This window comes from Neorhizobium galegae (assembly GCF_017877055.1).
GTDB lineage: Bacteria > Pseudomonadota > Alphaproteobacteria > Rhizobiales > Rhizobiaceae > Neorhizobium > Neorhizobium galegae_D.
Genome location: NZ_JAGIPG010000001.1, coordinates 1,269,676 through 1,288,440 on the forward strand (window position 1 = coordinate 1,269,676; position 18,765 = coordinate 1,288,440).

Here is an 18,765-nt window from a genome sequence, read left to right on the forward strand (position 1 = left end):
CAAGGAATCAGTAAGCGGGTTTGACCGGGAACCAGTCCTTGCGCTCGGTATCGAGATAGGCGCCGGCAATGCCGGGCACGCGGTATTTTTCGAGCATTTCGATATCTATCTCGACGCCGAGGCCTGGCCCTTCCGGTACCTTGAACCGGCCACCTTTCAGCACTGGCGGATTGGGCGAGATATCGCCGCCGAGATAGGCGCGTTCGGTATCGATGGCGATCGACATGTTGGGAAGCGATGCCGCGAGATGGATATAGGCCGATTGCGACAGGGCCAGTTCGGCGCCGGAATGCAGCGTCACCGGGATGCCGACCGCCTCGCAGATCGCGGCAGCCTTGATCGTCTGCCACAGGCCGCCGGCCTCATGCGGATCGAGGAGCACGACATCGGCGGCATTGGCGCGGATGATGTTACCGACGTCGGAGAGGGTATAGGCGCTTTCGTCGAGCGCGATCGGCACGGAGGAGTTTGCGACGAGAGCCGCATGGCCGGCAAGGTCGTCGAGTTCCAGTGGCTGTTCCACATAGGCGGGATCGAAGGCCTTCAACTTTTCGAGCTGGCGCTTGGCGGTTGCCGGGTTCCATGCGCCGTTGACGTCGAGCCGCAGCGGATGGTCGCCGATCACCTTTCTGGAGGTCTCCGCGAGCGTGATGTCGGTCCTTTCATCGAAGCCGATCTTCACCTTGAAGGTGGTGTATCCAAGATCGAGGAAACGCTTCAGGCGCTCCGAAAGACCTTTGGGATCGTTGGTGAAGAGATAGGCGGCGGCCTCGACATCCTTGCGCCAGCGGCCACCCCACATGGCATGGAGCGGCAGGTTCGCCTGTTTGCCGAGCGCGTCCCACATTGCCATTTCCATGGCGCAGATCGCCATCACCGCCGCACGCTTATGGTGATAGAAGCCGGCGCCGAGCACATGGCGGTGGAACCGCTCCGCATCCGCGACCGGATATCCGATCGCCAGCGGCGCGACGATATCGGCAAACACCGCCGGCACGTTGGCGATCAGCGAGATCGTCTCGCCCCAGCCGATGATCCCGGCATCGGTCTCGATTCGGCAGATTAGCCGCGTCGTGCCAATTCGCCGGCCGGAACCCCAGAGAATGTCCTCGGTAAACGGCATACGGACCAGCCAGTGGTCCACTTTGGTAATGCGCAAAATACCCTCCCATGGACGACCGTTCAATGGCCGCTTCAGTTTCGCTGTTGACATGGAACTTAGTTCCAAGATAACTCTCTTGGCAAGAGCGAGGCGGCATGCTGTGGGAGCGGCACCAGAAATCGTCGTCCAGGGAGAGGGCATGGCCAAGGTACAATTGGAAGCGATCGACAAGGATGCCGCCAACGATACGGGCGGCGTGCCGGGCGTCCAGGCGCTGACCCGCGGCATCCAGATCGTCGATGCGGTGGCGGCGGAAGTCCGCGGCCTGCGCTTCACCGACCTGCTCGACCAGACGCAATTGCCAAAAGGCACGCTGCATCGGCTGCTGCAGGCACTTGTCGACGAGCGGCTACTTCACTTCGATACCCGCGACCAGGTCTATCGCCTGGCGCCACGGCTCTTCCAGTGGGCGCACAAGGTCTGGGACAATTTCGACCTGCGCGGCGCTGCCGAGCCGGAACTGGCGCGGCTTCGCGACCTGACGGGCGAGGCGATCCGTCTCGGTGTGCTTGACGGTGGCAGCGTCCTTTACATCGATCAGCGGGAAGTGCCGCAGCCGCTGCGCCTTAACAACGGCGTCGGATCGCGCGCAGCACCGCATGCCAGTGGCCTCGGCAAGGCGATCCTGGCGCATCTTTCCCTCGAAAAACGTCGCGCGCTGCTCGACGGCATCGAGCTGGAACGGCTGACCCCGAACACGATCGTCAACGCCGAAGAGCTCAGCCGCCAGCTCGATCTCACCAAGGCGCGCGGTTACGCCGTCTCGGTCGATGAGCAACATATCGGCATTTCCTCGGTCGCAGCCCCCGTCCTCAACCATCGCGGCGAGCCGATCGGCGCGATCGGCATCATCGGGCCGTCCTTCCGCCTGCCGGTCGACCGGCTGCACGCCTTCGGCCGCGACGTCATCGAAGCGGCGCGCCGCACATCCGGTAATTTTGGAGAATTCCCCATGTCGCTTGCGGTCAAGCCGCGTCCGCTCGGCCCCGATCGCGCCGATGTGCGCTGCGTCATTCCTGCGAGCGCTTTCCTCGGCGAAGGTCCGCATTGGTCGCCGGAGCACAAGAAACTCTATTTCGTCGATATCCTGGCGCCGGCCGTCCATACCGGGGACCCCGCCAAGGGCACCTATACGTCCATGCAAGTGCCGGAACTGATCGGCTTCGTGATCCCACGCTCCCGCGGCGGTTTCGTTGCAGCCATGCATGGCGAGATCCGCGGCATCGATCTTTCGACCGGCGACATCACGACAATCTCGCGGCCGGAATCCGATCGCCCCGGCAATCGCTTCAACGACGGCAAATGCGACCGTCGCGGCAGGCTGTGGGCCGGTACTCTGGCGATCGACACGACGCCGGACCAGGGGCGGCTGTGGCGGATCGATCCGGACGGGCGCTCGCAGGAGATGGATCGCGGTTTCCACGTCTCGAACGGGCTTGGCTGGAGCCCGGACGACCGCACCTTCTACTTCACCGATACCAACCGGCAGACGGTCTATGCCTATGATTTCGATATCGAAAGCGGCGAAGTCGCCAATCGCCGGACCTTTATCACCGTGCCGGAGGCGGAAGGCAAGCCGGACGGCATGACGGTCGATGCGGAAGGTTTCGTCTGGATCGCACATTGGGACGGCTGGTGCGTTACCCGATACGATCCGCAGGGCAAGGTGGAGCGGGTGATCAACCTGCCCATACCGCGTCCGACGAGCTGCGTCTTCGGCGGTCCCGACATGCAGACCCTGTTCGTGACTTCCGCCCGTATCCGGCTGTCGGCAGCGCAGCTTTCCGAAGCGCCGCTCTCCGGCAGCGTGTTTTCCATCGACACCGGCATCAAGGGCCAGGCGGCACAGATGTTCGCGGGCTGAGAAATCAAGAGACATCAATGGCCAAGCTTGAACTCAAAGACATCCGTAAATCCTTCGGTTCGGCCGAGGTGCTGAAGGGCATCGACCTGACGGTCGAGGACGGTGAATTCGTTGCCTTCGTCGGGCCGTCGGGCTGCGGAAAGTCGACGCTGCTGCGGCTCATCTGCGGGCTCGACGAAATCACCTCGGGCAAGATGGCGATCGACGGTGAGCTGGTGAACGACGTGCCGCCCGCCAAACGCGGCATTGCCATGGTCTTCCAGTCCTATGCGCTCTATCCGCACATGACGGTTGCCGAGAACATGGGCTATGCGCTGCGGCTTGCTGGCACACCGAAGGCGGAGATCGACACCCGTGTCGCACAGGCGGCCAAGAAACTCCGCATCGACACTTACCTGGAACGCAAGCCCCGCCAGCTCTCCGGCGGCCAGCGCCAGCGCGTCGCGATCGGCCGCGCCATCGTTCGCGAACCGCGTATCTTTCTGTTCGACGAGCCGCTTTCGAACCTCGACGCTTCACTGCGTGTCGAGATGCGCATCGAGATCGCCCGGATGAAGGACACGCTCGGGACCACGATGGTCTACGTCACCCACGACCAGATCGAGGCGATGACACTGGCCGACAAGATCGTCGTGCTGAATTCCGGCCGGGTCGAGCAGATAGGCTCACCCCTCGATCTCTACAACAAGCCGGTCAACCGTTTCGTCGCGGGCTTCATTGGTTCGCCGCGGATGAATTTCCTAGGCCTCGGCGCCAGGAAGGGTGAGGGTGTCTTTGCCGTGCCGGGTGGCGAAGTCCGCTTGCCACGCGACCTGTCTTCTTCACCCGTCGAAATCGGCATCCGGCCGGAACATGTGGAACTGGTGAGCCGCGGGATACCGGATTCGCTTGCCGGTATCGTCACCATGACCGAGCACCTCGGCAGCGACACCTATGCCTACGTGGCGCTCGAAGGTGCCGAAGACATGGTGGTCGTCCGTCTGTCCGGCGACCGCGCCGTCAAACGGGGCGAGCCGATCGGCGTATATGTCGATCCGGCGATGATCCACGTCTTTTCCGCTGATGGCCTTTCGCTTGCCTCCGCGCGTCCCGTTGCCCTGGAGGCCGCATGACTATCCATCCTGAACTTATCGCAAAGGTCGAGGTCGAGGCCGCGAAGTACCCGAGCCTCAAGGCCAAGGGCGTACTGATCACCGGCGGCGGATCGGGCATCGGTGCCTCACTGGTCGAACATTTTTGCGCCCAGGGCTGTAAGGTTGGGTTCCTCGAACTTCATGCCAATATGGCGGACGAGACGGCCGAGATCGTCGCAAGGAAGACCGGCAACAAGCCATTTTACCGCGCCGCGGATCTGCGTGACATCGACGCCCTGAAGGAAGGGATCGAGGCACTCCGCTCCGAGATCGGACCTATCCGGGTGCTCGTCAACAACGCCGGCAATGACGACCGCAAGCCGCTCGAAGAGGTTACGCCGGAATACTGGGACGAGCGTTTCCGGACCAACCTGCGCCATCAGTTCTTCGCGGTGCAGGCCGTCGTGCCGGAAATGGCGGAGGCCGGCGGCGGGTCGGTCATTAACATGGGATCGATCTCCTGGATGCGCGGGGCGGCCGGCCTGATCTTCTATACGACTGCAAAATCTGCCGTCATGGGCATGACCAAGTCGCTCGCCCGCGAACTGGGGACACGCAATATCCGCGTCAATTCGATCGCGCCCGGCTGGGTGCTGACCGAGCGCCAGGTGGAGCGCGCCAAGCGTGTCTACCAGGGCAAGTTTTCCGAATACCTCGAGGTCCAGTGCCTCAAGGAGCATCTGCTGCCGCCCGATATCGCCCGCATGGCGCTGTTTCTGGCGGCGGATGATTCCCGCCTCATCACGTCACAGACATTCATCGTCGATGGAGGCGTCGTCTAACGAGGGCAAGGCGGATACGGCGCTCGCCGCTTGACCTTTTTCAAGTTGAAACAGAGTTCCATCATCATCGTTTCGGGAGGATCTGATGAATACCTTTACCAGACTGATCGGCACTGCCGCCGTCGCGCTTGCGCTCGGCTCGGGTGCCGCGAAGGCAGCCGATCTCAGCTTCATGAGCTTCACCTACGCGGAAGAGGCCAACAAGGCGATCGTCCAGGGCGTCCTGGATAATTTTCAGAAGGCCGAGAAGCTGACGGTCGAGCCGCTCGGCTTCGCCTGGGGCGACATGCAGAAGAACATCTTTTTGCGCGCCCGGTCGAAGACTTTGCCTGACATCGCCCAGCTTTCAGAACGCTGGCTGCCGACCTTTGCGAGCCTCGACAATCTGGTCGACCTGAACACGGTCTACGGCAAGGACAAGCTCGAAGCGGCTTTCGCGCCGGACGCGCTCGCCATGGGCAATATCAACGGCAAGCAGCTTGCACTGCCGCTTCTGTCCGGCTCGATCGGCATGGTGGCCAACAGGGAAGTGCTGACCAAAGCCGGCATCAATGATGCGCCGAAGACCGTCGACGACTTCAAGAAGGCTCTGGTCGCCGTGCGCGACAAGGTGCCTAACTCGGTGCCGTATTCGATGGCGACCAAGAACAACGGCTCGATCCTGATCGACTTCATGGTCTGGAACTGGGTGCATGGCGGCCGGATCATCGATGACGCCGGCAAGGTCGTCGTCGACAGTCGTCAGAGCCGCGATGCGCTCGGCTTCATGGTCGGCCTGTTGAAGGACCGTCTGGCGGCCCCGGAAATAGACCGCCCGGACTCGCGTCGGCTGCTGGCGCAGGGCGCTTCAGCCTTCTATCTCGACGCGCCGCAAACCCGCACCTTCCTGCGTGATTTCTCCGGCAAGGGTCAGGCCTTCGACGCCAATGTCCTGCCAATGCCGACACCTGTGCTGAAGGCCGGTGACAAGCCTGTTTCCGTCCAGTGGGGGCATCTGCTCGTGCAGTTCGCCGCCGGCGGCAAGGCCAAGGCAGATGATCCTGCCGACAAGTTCCTGACCTACATCATTTCGGACAAGGTGCAGACGGACCTTCCGTTGAAGATGAGCGCCCTGCCGGTCACCAAGTCCGCCCGCGCGGCCGTTGCCGACGACGCCTATCTCAAGAACTGGTCGGCCGCGACAGGTGACGCACGCCGTAACGAAGTCGGCATCTGGTCGAATGCGGCCGACCTCACCAACATCATCGGCGAGGAAGTGCAGGGCGCGCTGCTCGGCCAGAAGTCGGCGGACGATGCCATCAAGTCCATGCAGGCTCGGCTGACGACAAGCATGGAGAAGGCGAAGAAGTCGGAATAGGTCGGTCGAGGCCCCCCTCATCCGCCTGCCGGCTCCTTCTCCCCGAGAGGAGAAGAGATATGCGGCGCCGTCGCCATCCCTTCTCTCCCCAGCGGGGAGAGGGTGGCCGAGCATAGCGGAGGCCGGGTGAGGGGGCGTCGTGCTCTGTGCTTGCTGGCATAATGATATCTACAGGAAATGACCTCATGGCCGTGATCGAAAACAATGTCGGAGCCTATCCGGTCTCGCCGCATGCGAACCGCGGCGGCTTGAAAGCCGGGCAGAACCGCATCGGGCTTCTTCTGCTGCTGCCGGCGGCAGTCGCCTTTGCGGCGGTCATCCTCTATCCGTTCCTGTCGGCACTTGGCCTGTCTCTGTTCGAATACACCGTCGAGATGATGGAGCCGCGCTTCATCGGTTTCGAGAATTTTTACAAGATCGCTTCGGACCCGGATGTCTGGGCGGCGTTCTGGACGACCGCCATCTATGTGGCGCTGACGACGACCGGAACGCTGGCCGCCGGTCTCGGCTGGGCGCTGATCATGAACCAGCCATTCGCCGGCCGCGCCGTGTTGCGCTCGATGTCGCTGCTGCCCTGGGTGCTGCCCTCGACTGTCAGCGCCTTCATCTGGGGGTGGATCTTCAATTCCCGTTACGGAGTACTGAACGCCTTCCTGATGGAGCTTGGCCTGATCGACTACCCGCAGGCCTGGTTGTCGACGCCTGAAGGCGCGATGTTGGCGGTGGTGTTGACCAAGATCTGGCTCTCCATCCCGCTCTTCATGTCGTTCTTCCTCGCCGGCCTGCAGAACCTCGACAAGGAGCAGATCGATGCGGCCCGCGTCGACGGTGCTGGCAACTGGGCGGTGCTGCGCGACCATATCCTGCCGCACCTTCGCCCGGTCCTGATGATCGTCGTCGTTCTCGGGGTGATCGGCAACCTGCAGCAGTTCGACACGATCTATGCGCTGACCGGCGGCGGGCCCGTACGGGCGACGACGGTTCTGTCCGTCGAGGTCTATCGCCGGGCTTTCGAGCAGTGGGATATTGGCTTTGCGTCCGCCGTCGGCGTGCTGTGGGTCGCGGCACTCCTGCCACCCGCCTTCCTCTATCTGCGCATGCTGGTGAAAGGAAACTGAGATGTTCGATCTTTCCTCCCGACAGGCCAAGATTGTCTTCTTTGCGGCGCTTGCTGTGATCGGCTTCTTCCTGTTCTTCCCGCTTTACTGGCTGGTGATTTCGTCCTTGAAGGCGAATGCCGAGCTTTACCGGGTCGTGCCGACACCGTTCCCGACCATGCCGAGCCTTGAGCACTTCATTCGGGCGCTGACCGCAGGCAAACTGCCGATGTATCTGATGAACAGCCTGATCACCTCGACCTGCAGCGCCGCGCTGGTGACGCTTCTGGCGCTCTATGCCGGCTTCAGCTTTGCGAAATACCGTTATTTCGGTCGCCAGCCGGTGATGCTGTTCATGCTGTCGGCGCAGATGTTTCCGTTCGGCCTGCTGCTGATCTCTATCTACCCGTTGATGAGCGAGATGAACCTGCTCGATACGCGGCCGGGGCTGATCCTCAGCTATATCGTCTTCGCGCTGCCGGTCTCGACCTACATGCTCTACAGCTACTTTACCCAGGTGCCGGACGAACTGATCGACGCGGCGCGGGCGGATGGCGCGAGCGACCTGCGCATCTTCCACACGATCGTCATCCCGATTTCGATCCCGCCGATCGTCACTGTCTTCCTCTATTCCTTCATGTGGTCCTGGAACGACCTTCTCTATTCTATGACGCTGATCGTCTCGGACGAGAAGCGCACGATCGGGCCCGGCCTGCTTCTCACCTATCTCAACGAGGTCAATTCCGACTGGGGCGGCGCCATGGCGGCTTCGCTGATCGCGTCCGCCCCGATCGTCGCGGCCTTCATGTTCCTCCAACGTTATTTCATTCAGGGCGTCACCGCCGGAGCAGTCAAATGAGCAAGATTTTAGCCGGAGCTTTCCCCGTTCTTCCCACCCCGTTTCGAGACGACGGTTCGATCGACGAGGCGGATTTCCTGTCGGTCATCGACTTCGCGCTGGAGAGCAACGTGGACGGCGTCGTGTATCCGGGGGTCGCCAGCGAAGTGGACACGCTGACGCCGGAGGAACGCAAGCGGCAGGTGGAATTGCTTGCGGAGCGGATCGGCGGGCGCATCCCGATCATCATCGGCGCCAGCGATCCGGATCCGAAGGCTGCGGCGAGACATGTGGCGCAAGCGGCCGAGATCGGGGCAGGGGCGGCTATGGTGATGGCGCCCTTGTCGCTCGGTAACGATATTGCCGCTCAGACGGCCTATTTCAGGCAAGTGGCCGCCAATGCCGGCGTGCCGATCATGCTGCAGAACCAGCCGAAGCCGATTGGCGCGGGGCTGACGCCGGAAGAGGTCGCGGCCGTTGCCAATGCAGTGCCGGAAATCCGCTATGTCAAGGAAGAGACCGCGCCCTGCGGCCAGCACCTGACCCGCATCAAGGCGGCGGCCAACGGTTCTCTCGATGCGATCTTCGGCGGTGCCGGCGGACGTTACGTCACGGACGAACTGGCGCGCGGGGCGGCAGGCACCATGCCGGCTGCCGAGCTTGCCGATATCCACGCCCAGATGATCCACGCGTGGCAGAACGGCGATGTGGCGACCACGCGAAAACTCTACAATGTTTCGCTGCCGCTCCTGAATTTCCAGGCGATCTTCCGCATGCACATGACCAAGGAAGTGCTGCGCCGCCGTGGTGTGATCAGACACACGTTCGTGCGCGGCAAGGGTCCGAAATTCGACGAAGGCGACGCCAAGGAACTGGCGCTGCTTCTGGCGGAGGCCGATCTGCCCTATACCAATCACAAGCCTAACTGAGCCGAGACCCATGCCGAAAAACGTCGTCGATGCGATCGTCTCGGTCGAGACCTTCATCATCTCCATTCCCCGCGAGGTACCCTATCTCGGGCCGCTCAAGGAAGGCGAGGCGATCAACGCGCGCGGCTACCTGATCCGCAAGGGCAACCGCACCATCTATCCCTCGACCGACATGACGCTGCTGATCAAGGTCACCGGCGAGAGCGGCAAGGTCGGCTGGGGCGAGTGTTATGGGATCGTCGCGCCGGAGGCGACCAAGGCGATCATCGACGACGTACTCGGCCCGGTCATCATCGGTCGCGATCCGGGGGATGCGGCGGTCATCCACGAAGACCTCTACGACCTGATGCGGGTGAGGGGTTTCTTCGGCGGTTATTATCTCGATGCGCTGGCGGGCGTCGACATCGCGCTCTGGGATCTCACCGGCAAGAACCTTGGCATACCGGTCTCGACGCTGCTCGGAGGGCGGCGGCATGATACGATCCGCGCCTATGTCTCTGGCCTGCCAAAGGCGACGCTGAAGGAGCGTTGCGACCTTGCTGCCTGTTGGGTCGGCAAGGGTTACAAGGGCATCAAGTTCGCCGCAGTCGTTTCCGAAGAGGATATCGTCAGGGAAATGGCGAGCTTACGCGAAGCCGTCGGCCCCGATATCGACCTGATGGTGGATCTGCACTGGAAGTTCGAGGCGGGTGAGGCGATCCGCATCATCCGCCGGTTGGAGCCGTACAATCTCTATTTCGCAGAAGCGCCGGTCCAGCCGGAAAACCTCGAAGGCCAGGCGCGGGTGGCGGCCGGTATCGGCGTGCCGCTGGCGCTCGGCGAGGAGTTGCGCACCACCTACGAATACCGGCCGCGTTTCGAGAAGCGGGCGATGAGCATCGTACAGCCGGAAATGGGCCATACGGGCATCACGGAATTCATCCGCATCGGCCAGATGGCGCAGGCCTTTCACATGAACATCATGCCGCATGCCTCGATCAGCGTCGGCATCTTCATGGCGGCCAGCCTGCAGGCGTCGTCGGCACTGCAGAACGTCCCCTATCACGAATACCAGCACTCGATCTTCGACCGGAACCTTACCTATACGAAGGGCGACATGGCGTCGGTCGAGGGCACCTATGTGGTGCCGACCGGTGCAGGCCTCGGCGTCGAGCCGAAGGAGGAAGTGTTCGAGTTTGTTGTCAGACGGTGACAGGATCGGCGCTGACTGCTGATGGGCCTGTCACCTTATGGAGACTGTGGCGCGGCGCCTGAGATCATCGCCGTGCTGCATCCCGGAACGCTTCGAAGATCACCCGGTGGCCGGCGTCGTTGGGGTGGGTGATGTCGGGCGAGGTGAGGAGGCCGTCGTCGTGCTCCATCATCCGTTCGTAGACCGGGGCGTAAAAAACCGAGAATTGCCCAGCAAGATCGCGGACCGCTTCCACATAACGCTCAAAACCCCGGCGAGTCTGGCCGGTGAACCCCGCACTTCCAACCGAGAATCCGGCACCCGGAACATAGGGCGGGCTGCCGATCGCGATCCGTGGCCCGTGGCCGGCGGCGATCAGCGCCTTCAGGATACGGCTATAATCCCGCACGAAGCTTGCGACGTTCATCGTTTCGGGGGCCGCGGTGTAGCGGGCGTCATTGTAACCATAAAGGATCAGGATCGCGTCCTCGTGCGGCCGATCAAGAAGTGATTGAACAAACCTCCCGACTCCATTGTTCGGCCTCGGCTTTCCCTCGGCGAACCTTGAACCCTGCAACACCGTTCCCGGGATGGCGTGATTGCGGATCGGGAAGCCATCGACCGCACCGGCAAACAGCGCCGGCCAGGCAAGTTCTGGGCGGGAGGCGTTGAAGCCGGCGGTGATGCTGTCGCCGAATACGCGGATGCCGGAAATCTCCAGCGATTTCAGATGCTCCGCAAATATCATCAATTTCCTCCTTCATTTTCCCGCTTGACAGCTGCCGAGGTAATCCTGTTTATACGTATTAGCTGCTAATGCGTATTAGCAGTCAAGAGGAGAGTGGGAGGATGTTGCGTGGCCGCGCCTAAGCGTTTGACTCAGCACGATATTGCGAAGCTTGCCGGCGTCAGCCAGGCAACCGTTTCGCTTGTGCTGAACGGTGCGCCGACCGCTTTGGCGCGCATTCCGCAGGAGACTCGCGAACGCGTCCAGCATGTCATCCGCACGACGGGCTATGTCGCCGATCCGATTGCGCGCCGGATGGCGAAGGGGCTCAATCGCATTCTGGGTGTGTTCACCTACGAGCCGGCATTTCCCAGCGCCCAGGCGGACTTTTTCACGCCCTTCCTGCTCGGCATCGAGGAGGAGGCCCAGATCCAGAACTACGACCTTCTGCTCCTGACCGGCGCCGGCGTCGGACAGGATCGAAAAATCTTTGCGGACGGCAACCGGCTGCGGATCGCGGACGGCTGCCTCGTGCTCGGCCGCGAGTTCGATCGCGAAGAGCTGACGCGGCTGGTGGGGGGCGACTATCCGTTCGTGGCGATAGGCCGACGCGAGGATGCCGGCGGGCCAGTTCCCTATGTCGGCGGCGACTATGCCAACGGCACACGTGCGCTGGTCGAGAAGGCAAGGGCGCTCGGGCATTCGAAGCTCGCCTATATCGGCCCGCCGGGACCGGCGGAATCGACTGCCGATCGGTGGTCGGGCTTTTATGGTGCGCTCGGTGACGGTCTCGAACTCGTGCTGCATGTCGAAACGGTCGGACGTGCGGCGGAGGAGATCCTCGACGCTCTTCTCGGCTGCGGTGCGACCGTGGCCTTCTTCGTCGAACTTGCCGATGCGGTGCGCGTGGAGGCAGCCGCCCGTGAGCGCGGCCTGTCTATCCCGGGTGACTTTTCCGCTGTTGTGCTTGGTAGCCATATCCGCGCCGAGCGCAGCCATGTGCAGTTCACCGCCTTCGACATCCCCCGCGAGGAGATGGGCCGGCAGGCGACTGCCATGCTGGTGCGCCGCATCGAGCGCGGCGAGCCTGGCAGCCAAATTCTTCTGACCTGTGAACCGGTCGAGGGGGAAACCCTCGGACCCGCAAAAAGACGGACGTGATCAACGTGACAGAGATGCATACGGATATTCTGGTGGTGGGCGGCGGCCTTGGCGGTGTTGCGGCAGCACTCGGCGCATGCCGGGCCGGCCGCAACGTCATCATGACCGAGGAGTTCGACTGGATCGGCGGCCAGCTGACCAGCCAGGCAGTACCTTCCGACGAGCACACCTGGGTCGAACAGTTCGGCATCACCCGCTCTTACAGGAAGCTGCGGGAAGGCATCCGCCGATATTACCGCGACCATTATCCGCTGACCGAGGGCGCGCGCGCCTGGGGCGACCTCAATCCGGGTGCCGGCTGGGTCAGCCGCATCTGCGCCGAACCGCGCGTCAGCCTTGCCGTGATGGAGGCGATGCTTGCGCCCTATCGCGGCGCCGGCAAGCTGAAAGTGCTGCAGCCATACCGTCCTGTGGCAGCCGACGTCGAAGGCGATACGGTGCGTTCCGTCACAGTCCGTCATCGCGACACCGGCCGCGAGATCACCATTTCCGCCGCCTATATTCTCGATGCCACCGAGCTCGGTGACCTGCTGCCGATGACCGGTACGGAATATGTGAAGGGTTTCGAGGCCCAATCCGACACTGGCGAGCCGAGTGCGCCGTCAGAGGCGCAGCCGGACAATGTCCAGGCCGTGTCGATCTGCTTTGCGATCGATCACGTCGACGGCGACCAGACGATCGAAAAGCCGGAGAACTACGACTACTGGCGCAAGTACCAGCCGCATTTCTGGGGTGGCCCGCTGCTCGGCTTCACCGCGCCGCATCCGCGCACGCTGGACTTCACCACCCGCTCGTTCACGCCCAATCCCAATGACGATCCGCTCGCCGTCGATGCCGACCAGCGCAAGGGCGGCGGTGACGAGAACCTGTGGATCTTCCGCCGCATCGCCGCGCGCAACAACTTCGTGCCCGGCGCTTATGCTTCTGATATCTGCCTCGTGAACTGGCCGATGATCGACTATATGGAAGGGACGATTATCGACCTTTCCGAAGAGGACAAGGCAAAGCAGCTGAAAGCCGCGGCCGACCTTTCCTACTCGCTGTTCTACTGGCTGCAGACCGAAGCGCCGCGCGTCGATGGCGGCCAGGGTTTTCCGGGGCTTCGCCTGCGCGGCGACATCACCGGCACCGAGCATGGGCTCGCCATGGCTCCCTATATCCGTGAGAGCCGCCGCATCAAGCCGGTCACCCGCATCGTCGAGCAGGACCTTTCCTATTCGGTGCGCGGAGAGAAGGGCGCGGTCAACTACCGCGACAGCATCGGCATCGGCATGTACCGCATCGACCTGCATCCCTCGACCGGCGGCGACAACTATATCGACGTACCGTCCTGCCCGTTCGAGATTCCGCTCGGTGCGCTTTTGCCTCAGCGGGTGAAGAACCTCATCCCCGCCGGCAAGAATATCGGCACCACCCACATCACCAATGGCTGCTACCGGCTGCACCCGGTCGAATGGAACGTCGGCGAGGTCGCCGGCATGCTCGCCGCCCATTGCCTCGACAAGCAACTGACGCCCCATCAGGTCCAGGAAAACGACGAGAAGCTCCAGAATTTCCAGAGAGAGCTCAGCCGCGAAGGCATCGAAATGCGCTGGCCGGATATCGCGGCCTATTAAGGACGGTCGCAGGCCTGTCCAACAAAACCAACCTTTGGAGGAGGAACGGGAATGAACTATCATCGGACTTTGAAATCTGCGGTCGCGGCACTGGCCCTGGCCGTGCCGCTCTGCTGGAGCGGCATCGCCAACGCGCAGGACGCGGTCAACCTGCGCATGACGATCTGGAGCGCCAACGAGGCGCATCTGAAGCTCTTCAACGAGATCGCCGCCGGCTTCAAGAAGGACCATCCGAATGTCACGGTGACCTACGAGTCGCTGCCGTTCGAAACCTATACGACGGCGCTGACCACGCAGATCGCCGGCGGCAATGCGCCCGACATGGCCTGGATATTCGAAACCGCCGCTTATGACTTCGTCAATTCCGGCGCGCTTTATCCGCTGACGGATACGCTCAAGGCCACCAAGGGCTATAACGCGGAAGAACTGAGCGCGACGGCCGCCGAGCGCTGGACCAAGGACGGCAAGCTGTTTGCCTATCCGTTCTCGACCTCGCCGTTTGCGATGTTCGTCAATAACGACCTCATCAAGGCCTCCGGCGTCAAGACGCCGGCAGAAATGATCGCCGCCAACCAGTGGACTTGGGACAACGCCATCGCTACGGCCGCTGCCGTCGGCAAGGTCCCGGGCAAGGGCGGCCTGATCGTTCGCGACTTCAATTACCAGACCTGGCAGAACCTCGCTTCCATCTGGAACGGCTGGGGCGCCTCGCCCTGGAGCGCCGACGGCAAGACCTGCACGATGACCGAAAAGCCGATGGTCGATGCACTGACCTTCATCCATGAGGCGGCCTTCAAGAACAAGGCAATGCCGGGTCCCGGCGAAAGCGTCGACTTCTTCGCCGGCAATGCGGCGATGACGATCACGCAGATCAGCCGCGCCTCGCTGCTGCCGAAGGACAAGCCTTTCGCCTGGGATCTCGTGCCGTTGCCCAAGGGACCGGCCGGCAACTATGCGCTGATCGGCCAGGCCGGCGTCGGTGTCATGCAGGCGGGCAAGAACGCCAAGACGGCCGCCGAATTCGTCGCCTATATGACGAACCCGGAAAATTCGGCCAAACTCAGCCAGTTCTTCCCGTCGGCCCGCAAATCCCTGCTGAACGCCGAGGTCCTGAAGAAGACCAATCCGCTGCTCAGCCAGGAACAGATCGACAAGGTCGTGATCTCCGGCATCGCCACCGGCAAGGTCATTCCGGGTCATACGGGCTTTGCGCAGATCCAGCAGGCGGTTCGCTCCGGCCTCGATGCCGTCTGGCGCCCGGATGCGAATATCCCGGCGGCCCTCCAGCAGATCTGCGGCCAGATCGGCCCGCTTCTGAAGCGCTGAGGACAAACTGATGGCTGTCGCGCAGCAAACCGCCCGTCCGGAAGGCCGCTCCTCATCGTCGTTCTGGACGGTCGCGCGGCGCGACAGCCTCGCCGGCTTTCTCTTCATCGCCCCGCAGCTGATCGGGATCACGCTTTTCGTGCTGATCCCGCTCTGCCTGGTGTTCTGGTATTCGCTGCACGAGTGGAACGTACTCGCCAATACCTTCACCTATACCGGCGCCACCAACTACCAGATGCTGCTCGAGGACACGAACCTGCCTTCGGTGCTCGGGGCGACGGCGATCTTTTCCGCGGGGCTGGTGATCTTCAACCTGAGCCTGGCATTGCTGCTCGCGGTGCTGCTCAACCAAAAGCTCGCCGGAATCACCATCTTCCGCACGCTGTTTTTCTCGCCCGTCGTCGTGTCGCTTGTCGCCTGGACGATCGTCTGGGGTTTCCTCTTGCAGAAGAACGGCGGCATCAACGGCGTGCTGCTCGTCTTCGGCATCGAGGGGCCGAACTGGCTGCGTGAACCGGTGACGGCGATGATCTCGGTGATCGTGGTGCAGGTGTTCAAGAATGTCGGCCTCAACATGATCCTGTTCCTGGCCGCCCTCCAGGGCGTGCCGAACGAACTCTACGAGGCCGCCCGCATCGACGGTGCGCCGCGCTTCAAGCAGTTCCGCCGCATCACCCTGCCGCTGATCAGCCCGACCATCCTGCTGACCTCGATCATCACCATCGTCGGGTCGCTGCAGGTGTTCGCGCAGATCGCGGTGCTGACCCAAGGTGGGCCGGGTCTAACGACCACAGTGCTCGTCTATTACCTCTACCAGCAGGCCTTCCAGTTCCACCTCTTCGGCTACGGCTCGACGCTGTCGATCGTGCTGTTCGCGATCGTCGCCGTGCTGACCTTCGCCCAGTGGCAGATGCGCAAGAGGATCGTCTTTTATGAAAGCTGAGCTCTCCCCGCGCATGCAGGTTTTTCTCTACGGCCTGCTCTGCGTTCTCCTGGTCCCCTTCGTCTTTCCGACCTGGTGGATGGTGACGTCGTCGGTGAAGCCGATCAGCGACATCTTTGCCTTTCCGCCGCAGCTCGTGCCGGAAAGCTATGACTGGACAACCTATTCCAAGGTCTTCGAACTGCAGCCCTTCGTTAAGCAGTACTGGAATTCGGCCTATATCGCGGCGCTGGTGACGGTCGGCACGATGGTCGTCTCCTCCATGGCTGGCTATGCCTTCGCGCGCATCAGGTTTCCGTTCGCCAATACGATCTTCATGGTCGTGCTGCTGGGGCTGCTGATCCCGTCGGAAGTGACGATCGTGCCGCTGTTCCAGATGTTCCTGAAGGCCGGCATGGTCAACACCCACTGGCCTTTGATTCTCGTGCCTATCTTCGGCGCGCCGAGCGTGTTCGCTACCTTCGTGATGCGGCAGTTCTTCATTGCGCTGCCTGCCGAGCTCGAAGAGGCGGCGCGCGTCGATGGCCTCGGGCGCTTCAAGATCTTTCGGAAGATCGCGCTTCCGCTTGCAAGGCCGGCGCTCGCTTCCGTGGCGATTTTCACCTTCCTGCACTCCTGGAACCTCTATCTCGAGCCGATCGTGTTCCTGTCGAGCGCCGACAAATTCACGCTGCCGCAGGCGCTGACCCAATATACCGACGCCTATGGCGGGCCGATGTGGAACATCCAGCTTGCCGCAGCGACCCTGACGGCGCTCCCCGTTCTCATCGTCTTCATCATCGCGCAGAAGCAATTCGTCGAAGGGCTCGCGCATACCGGCCTCAAGGGCTGAAATCCCGGGGCTGAAGAAACGGAAATATGATTGATGGCTGAAGTTACCCTTTCCAATGTCCGCAAGAGCTATGGCGCCGTCGACATCATCCACGGCATCGATCTCGGCATCACCGACGGCGAATTCGTCGTACTGGTCGGACCATCCGGCTGCGGCAAATCCACGCTGCTGAGGATGATCGCTGGGCTGGAGACGATCACCGGCGGCGAGGTGAAGATCGGCGGGCGGGTGGTCAACGACCTTGATCCGAAGGATCGCGACATTGCCATGGTTTTCCAGAATTACGCGCTCTATCCGCATATGACGGTTGCGACCAACATGGGCTTCTCGCTGGAACATCGCGGCGGCAGCAAGGCGGAGATTGCCGAACGGGTGAAATGGGCAGCCGACATCCTTGGCCTCGCGCCGCTGCTGGACCGCTACCCACGCCAGCTGTCCGGCGGCCAGCGCCAGCGCGTCGCCATGGGGCGGGCGATCGTGCGCGATCCCAAGGTGTTCCTCTTCGACGAGCCGCTGTCGAACCTCGATGCCAAGCTGCGTGTGGTCATGCGCGGGGAGATCAAGAGCCTGCACCAGAGGCTGAAGACGACCACCATCTATGTGACCCACGACCAGGTCGAGGCGATGACCATGGCCGACAAGATCGTCGTGCTGAACGGCGGCCGGGTCGAGCAGATCGGTGCGCCGCTCGACCTCTACGACCGGCCGGCCAATCAGTTCGTCGCCGGCTTCATCGGCTCGCCGTCGATGAATTTCCTCACCGGCACGATCACGTCGGAGGGTTTTACGGCACCCGGCGTCATGCTGCCGATACCCGAAACAGCGCTTGGGCACATGGGCCGAAAGGCCGTCTACGGCATCCGGCCGGAACACTTTGCCCTGGATGAGACCGGCGTGCCTGCGGAAATCGTGCTGGTCGAGCCGATGGGCTCGGAAACGCAGGTGACCATGAAGCTCGGCGAGACGCTGGTGACCGGCGTGTTTCGTGAGCGCGTGTCGCTCTCGCCCGGAGCAACGATCCGCATGTGGCCGGAGCTCAACAATATCCATCTCTTCGCGGCCGATGACGGCCAGCGGCTGAACTGAGGCTTATCATGCCTGATTATCCTGAAACCAAGCTCACCAGGGCGCTGCGCGGCGGCAATTTCCCGGTCATCGTGTCGCTCGCTCGCCATGATCTCGATCTCGCCAAGGCGGCGATCGGGGCAGGGGCATTTGCCATCAAGGTGCATCTCAACGCCTACCACCGCGCCACCGGCACGACCTTCGGCAGCTTTTCGCAGGAACGGCCGTTTTTTGAAAAGCTTTCGACGCTCGGGGTGCCGCTGCTGGTGATGGCCGGCCAGGAGACGGTGCCGACCCTGAATGAGCTCGATGCCCTGGCGGATCTGGGTTTTGAAGGTTTCAACGTCTATTTCGACCATCTTCAGCCGCATCTGCTGCAATCGAAGCTCCGTCCGATCCCGGCGCTGGGCGAAAAAAGCACTGACGAGGATTTGAAGACCATCGTCGCCATTCCCGGCGCGATGATGGAGGCTTCGGTCGCGTCGTTTGCCGATTACGCCAGGCCGCTCAACGAGGCCGATCTCGACCGCTACGGGGAAATCACCTCGAAGGCCGATATTCCCGTCATCGCCCCGAGCCAGAAGCGTTTCGTGGCCGACGATATGGCAAAGCTGAAGGCGGCCGGCATTGCGGCGCCGCTGCTCGGTGTCATCGTCACAGGCACGACGCCTGAGAGCCTGGAAGCGGCGGTTCGCCCGATCGTCGAGGCGGCGGCCGGTTGAGTGGTGGAGATGGATTGAATTTCTTCCGTCGGATCGCCAT

Annotated in this window: 17 protein-coding genes; 15 read left to right on the top strand and 2 right to left on the bottom strand. The window is 62.4% G+C overall.

Translation table 11 applies throughout. From position 1 onward, the window contains the following. Window positions 1-7 precede the first annotated feature (7 nt). The gene (locus J2857_RS05940) at window positions 8-1,159 is read right to left on the bottom strand and encodes a mandelate racemase/muconate lactonizing enzyme family protein (protein ID WP_210009061.1); all 1,152 of its coding nucleotides are present in this window, start codon (window positions 1,157-1,159) and stop codon (window positions 8-10) included. Between the two features lie 142 nt (window positions 1,160-1,301). Here J2857_RS05940 and J2857_RS05945 point away from each other — a divergent pair, with 142 nt between their 5' ends. The 8 genes from J2857_RS05945 (at window position 1,302) to J2857_RS05980 (ending at window position 10,354) form a co-directional block, all read left to right on the top strand. Next, on the top strand, window positions 1,302-3,026 hold the full coding sequence (locus tag J2857_RS05945) for an SMP-30/gluconolactonase/LRE family protein (RefSeq protein ID WP_210009062.1): 1,725 nt from the start codon (window positions 1,302-1,304) through the stop codon (window positions 3,024-3,026). 17 nt (window positions 3,027-3,043) lie between these two features. Continuing rightward, window positions 3,044-4,138 (top strand): ABC transporter ATP-binding protein, encoded by a 1,095-nt coding sequence (locus J2857_RS05950; RefSeq protein ID WP_210009063.1) that lies wholly within the window; start codon window positions 3,044-3,046, stop codon window positions 4,136-4,138. Next, a complete protein-coding gene (locus J2857_RS05955; protein ID WP_210009064.1) occupies window positions 4,135-4,941 on the top strand; it encodes an SDR family NAD(P)-dependent oxidoreductase in 807 nt (268 codons plus the stop codon). Before J2857_RS05950 ends, J2857_RS05955 begins: the two co-directional genes overlap by 4 nt. Before the next feature lie 85 nt (window positions 4,942-5,026). Next, a complete protein-coding gene (locus J2857_RS05960; protein ID WP_210009065.1) occupies window positions 5,027-6,298 on the top strand; it encodes an extracellular solute-binding protein in 1,272 nt (423 codons plus the stop codon). Window positions 6,299-6,483: 185 nt separating this feature from the next. Beyond that, window positions 6,484-7,416 (top strand): carbohydrate ABC transporter permease, encoded by a 933-nt coding sequence (locus J2857_RS05965; protein WP_210009066.1) that lies wholly within the window; start codon window positions 6,484-6,486, stop codon window positions 7,414-7,416. A gap of 1 nt (window position 7,417) precedes the next feature. After that, window positions 7,418-8,254, top strand: coding sequence for a carbohydrate ABC transporter permease (locus J2857_RS05970; RefSeq protein WP_210009067.1), 837 nt, complete (start codon window positions 7,418-7,420; stop codon window positions 8,252-8,254). Further along, a complete protein-coding gene (locus J2857_RS05975) occupies window positions 8,251-9,162 on the top strand; it encodes a dihydrodipicolinate synthase family protein (RefSeq protein ID WP_210009068.1) in 912 nt (303 codons plus the stop codon). The genes J2857_RS05970 and J2857_RS05975 overlap by 4 nt, the downstream gene beginning before the upstream one ends. 10 nt (window positions 9,163-9,172) lie before the next feature. Beyond that, window positions 9,173-10,354, top strand: a complete 1,182-nt coding sequence (locus J2857_RS05980; protein ID WP_210009069.1) for a mandelate racemase/muconate lactonizing enzyme family protein — start codon at window positions 9,173-9,175, stop codon at window positions 10,352-10,354. Window positions 10,355-10,418: 64 nt separating this feature from the next. Here the strand turns inward: J2857_RS05980 and J2857_RS05985 are convergent, their stop codons facing one another. After that, window positions 10,419-11,081 carry an SGNH/GDSL hydrolase family protein gene (locus J2857_RS05985; protein ID WP_210009070.1) on the bottom strand — a complete coding sequence of 221 codons (663 nt, stop codon included), beginning with the start codon at window positions 11,079-11,081 and terminating at the stop codon, window positions 10,419-10,421. A 108-nt stretch (window positions 11,082-11,189) separates the two neighbouring features. Between J2857_RS05985 and J2857_RS05990 the strand changes: the two genes are divergently transcribed. From J2857_RS05990 to J2857_RS06020, 7 genes are read left to right on the top strand one after another with little or no spacing between them, the layout of a single operon-like run. Continuing rightward, complete coding sequence (locus J2857_RS05990) at window positions 11,190-12,221, top strand: LacI family DNA-binding transcriptional regulator (RefSeq protein WP_210009071.1); 1,032 nt, start codon at window positions 11,190-11,192, stop codon at window positions 12,219-12,221. A 14-nt stretch (window positions 12,222-12,235) separates the two neighbouring features. Continuing rightward, window positions 12,236-13,837 carry an FAD-dependent oxidoreductase gene (locus J2857_RS05995; RefSeq protein WP_210010054.1) on the top strand — a complete coding sequence of 534 codons (1,602 nt, stop codon included), beginning with the start codon at window positions 12,236-12,238 and terminating at the stop codon, window positions 13,835-13,837. A gap of 51 nt (window positions 13,838-13,888) precedes the next feature. Then, entirely contained in the window at window positions 13,889-15,163 is a 1,275-nt protein-coding gene (locus J2857_RS06000; protein ID WP_210009072.1) for an ABC transporter substrate-binding protein, read from the top strand. Window positions 15,164-15,173: 10 nt separating this feature from the next. After that, window positions 15,174-16,106 (top strand): carbohydrate ABC transporter permease, encoded by a 933-nt coding sequence (locus J2857_RS06005; protein WP_210009073.1) that lies wholly within the window; start codon window positions 15,174-15,176, stop codon window positions 16,104-16,106. Further along, the gene (locus J2857_RS06010; RefSeq protein WP_210009074.1) at window positions 16,096-16,938 is read left to right on the top strand and encodes a carbohydrate ABC transporter permease; all 843 of its coding nucleotides are present in this window, start codon (window positions 16,096-16,098) and stop codon (window positions 16,936-16,938) included. The genes J2857_RS06005 and J2857_RS06010 overlap by 11 nt, the downstream gene beginning before the upstream one ends. 33 nt (window positions 16,939-16,971) lie before the next feature. Then, window positions 16,972-18,024 (top strand): ABC transporter ATP-binding protein, encoded by a 1,053-nt coding sequence (locus J2857_RS06015; RefSeq protein ID WP_210009075.1) that lies wholly within the window; start codon window positions 16,972-16,974, stop codon window positions 18,022-18,024. Window positions 18,025-18,032: 8 nt separating this feature from the next. Beyond that, on the top strand, window positions 18,033-18,725 hold the full coding sequence (locus J2857_RS06020; protein ID WP_210009076.1) for a hypothetical protein: 693 nt from the start codon (window positions 18,033-18,035) through the stop codon (window positions 18,723-18,725). Window positions 18,726-18,765: the final 40 nt, after the last annotated feature.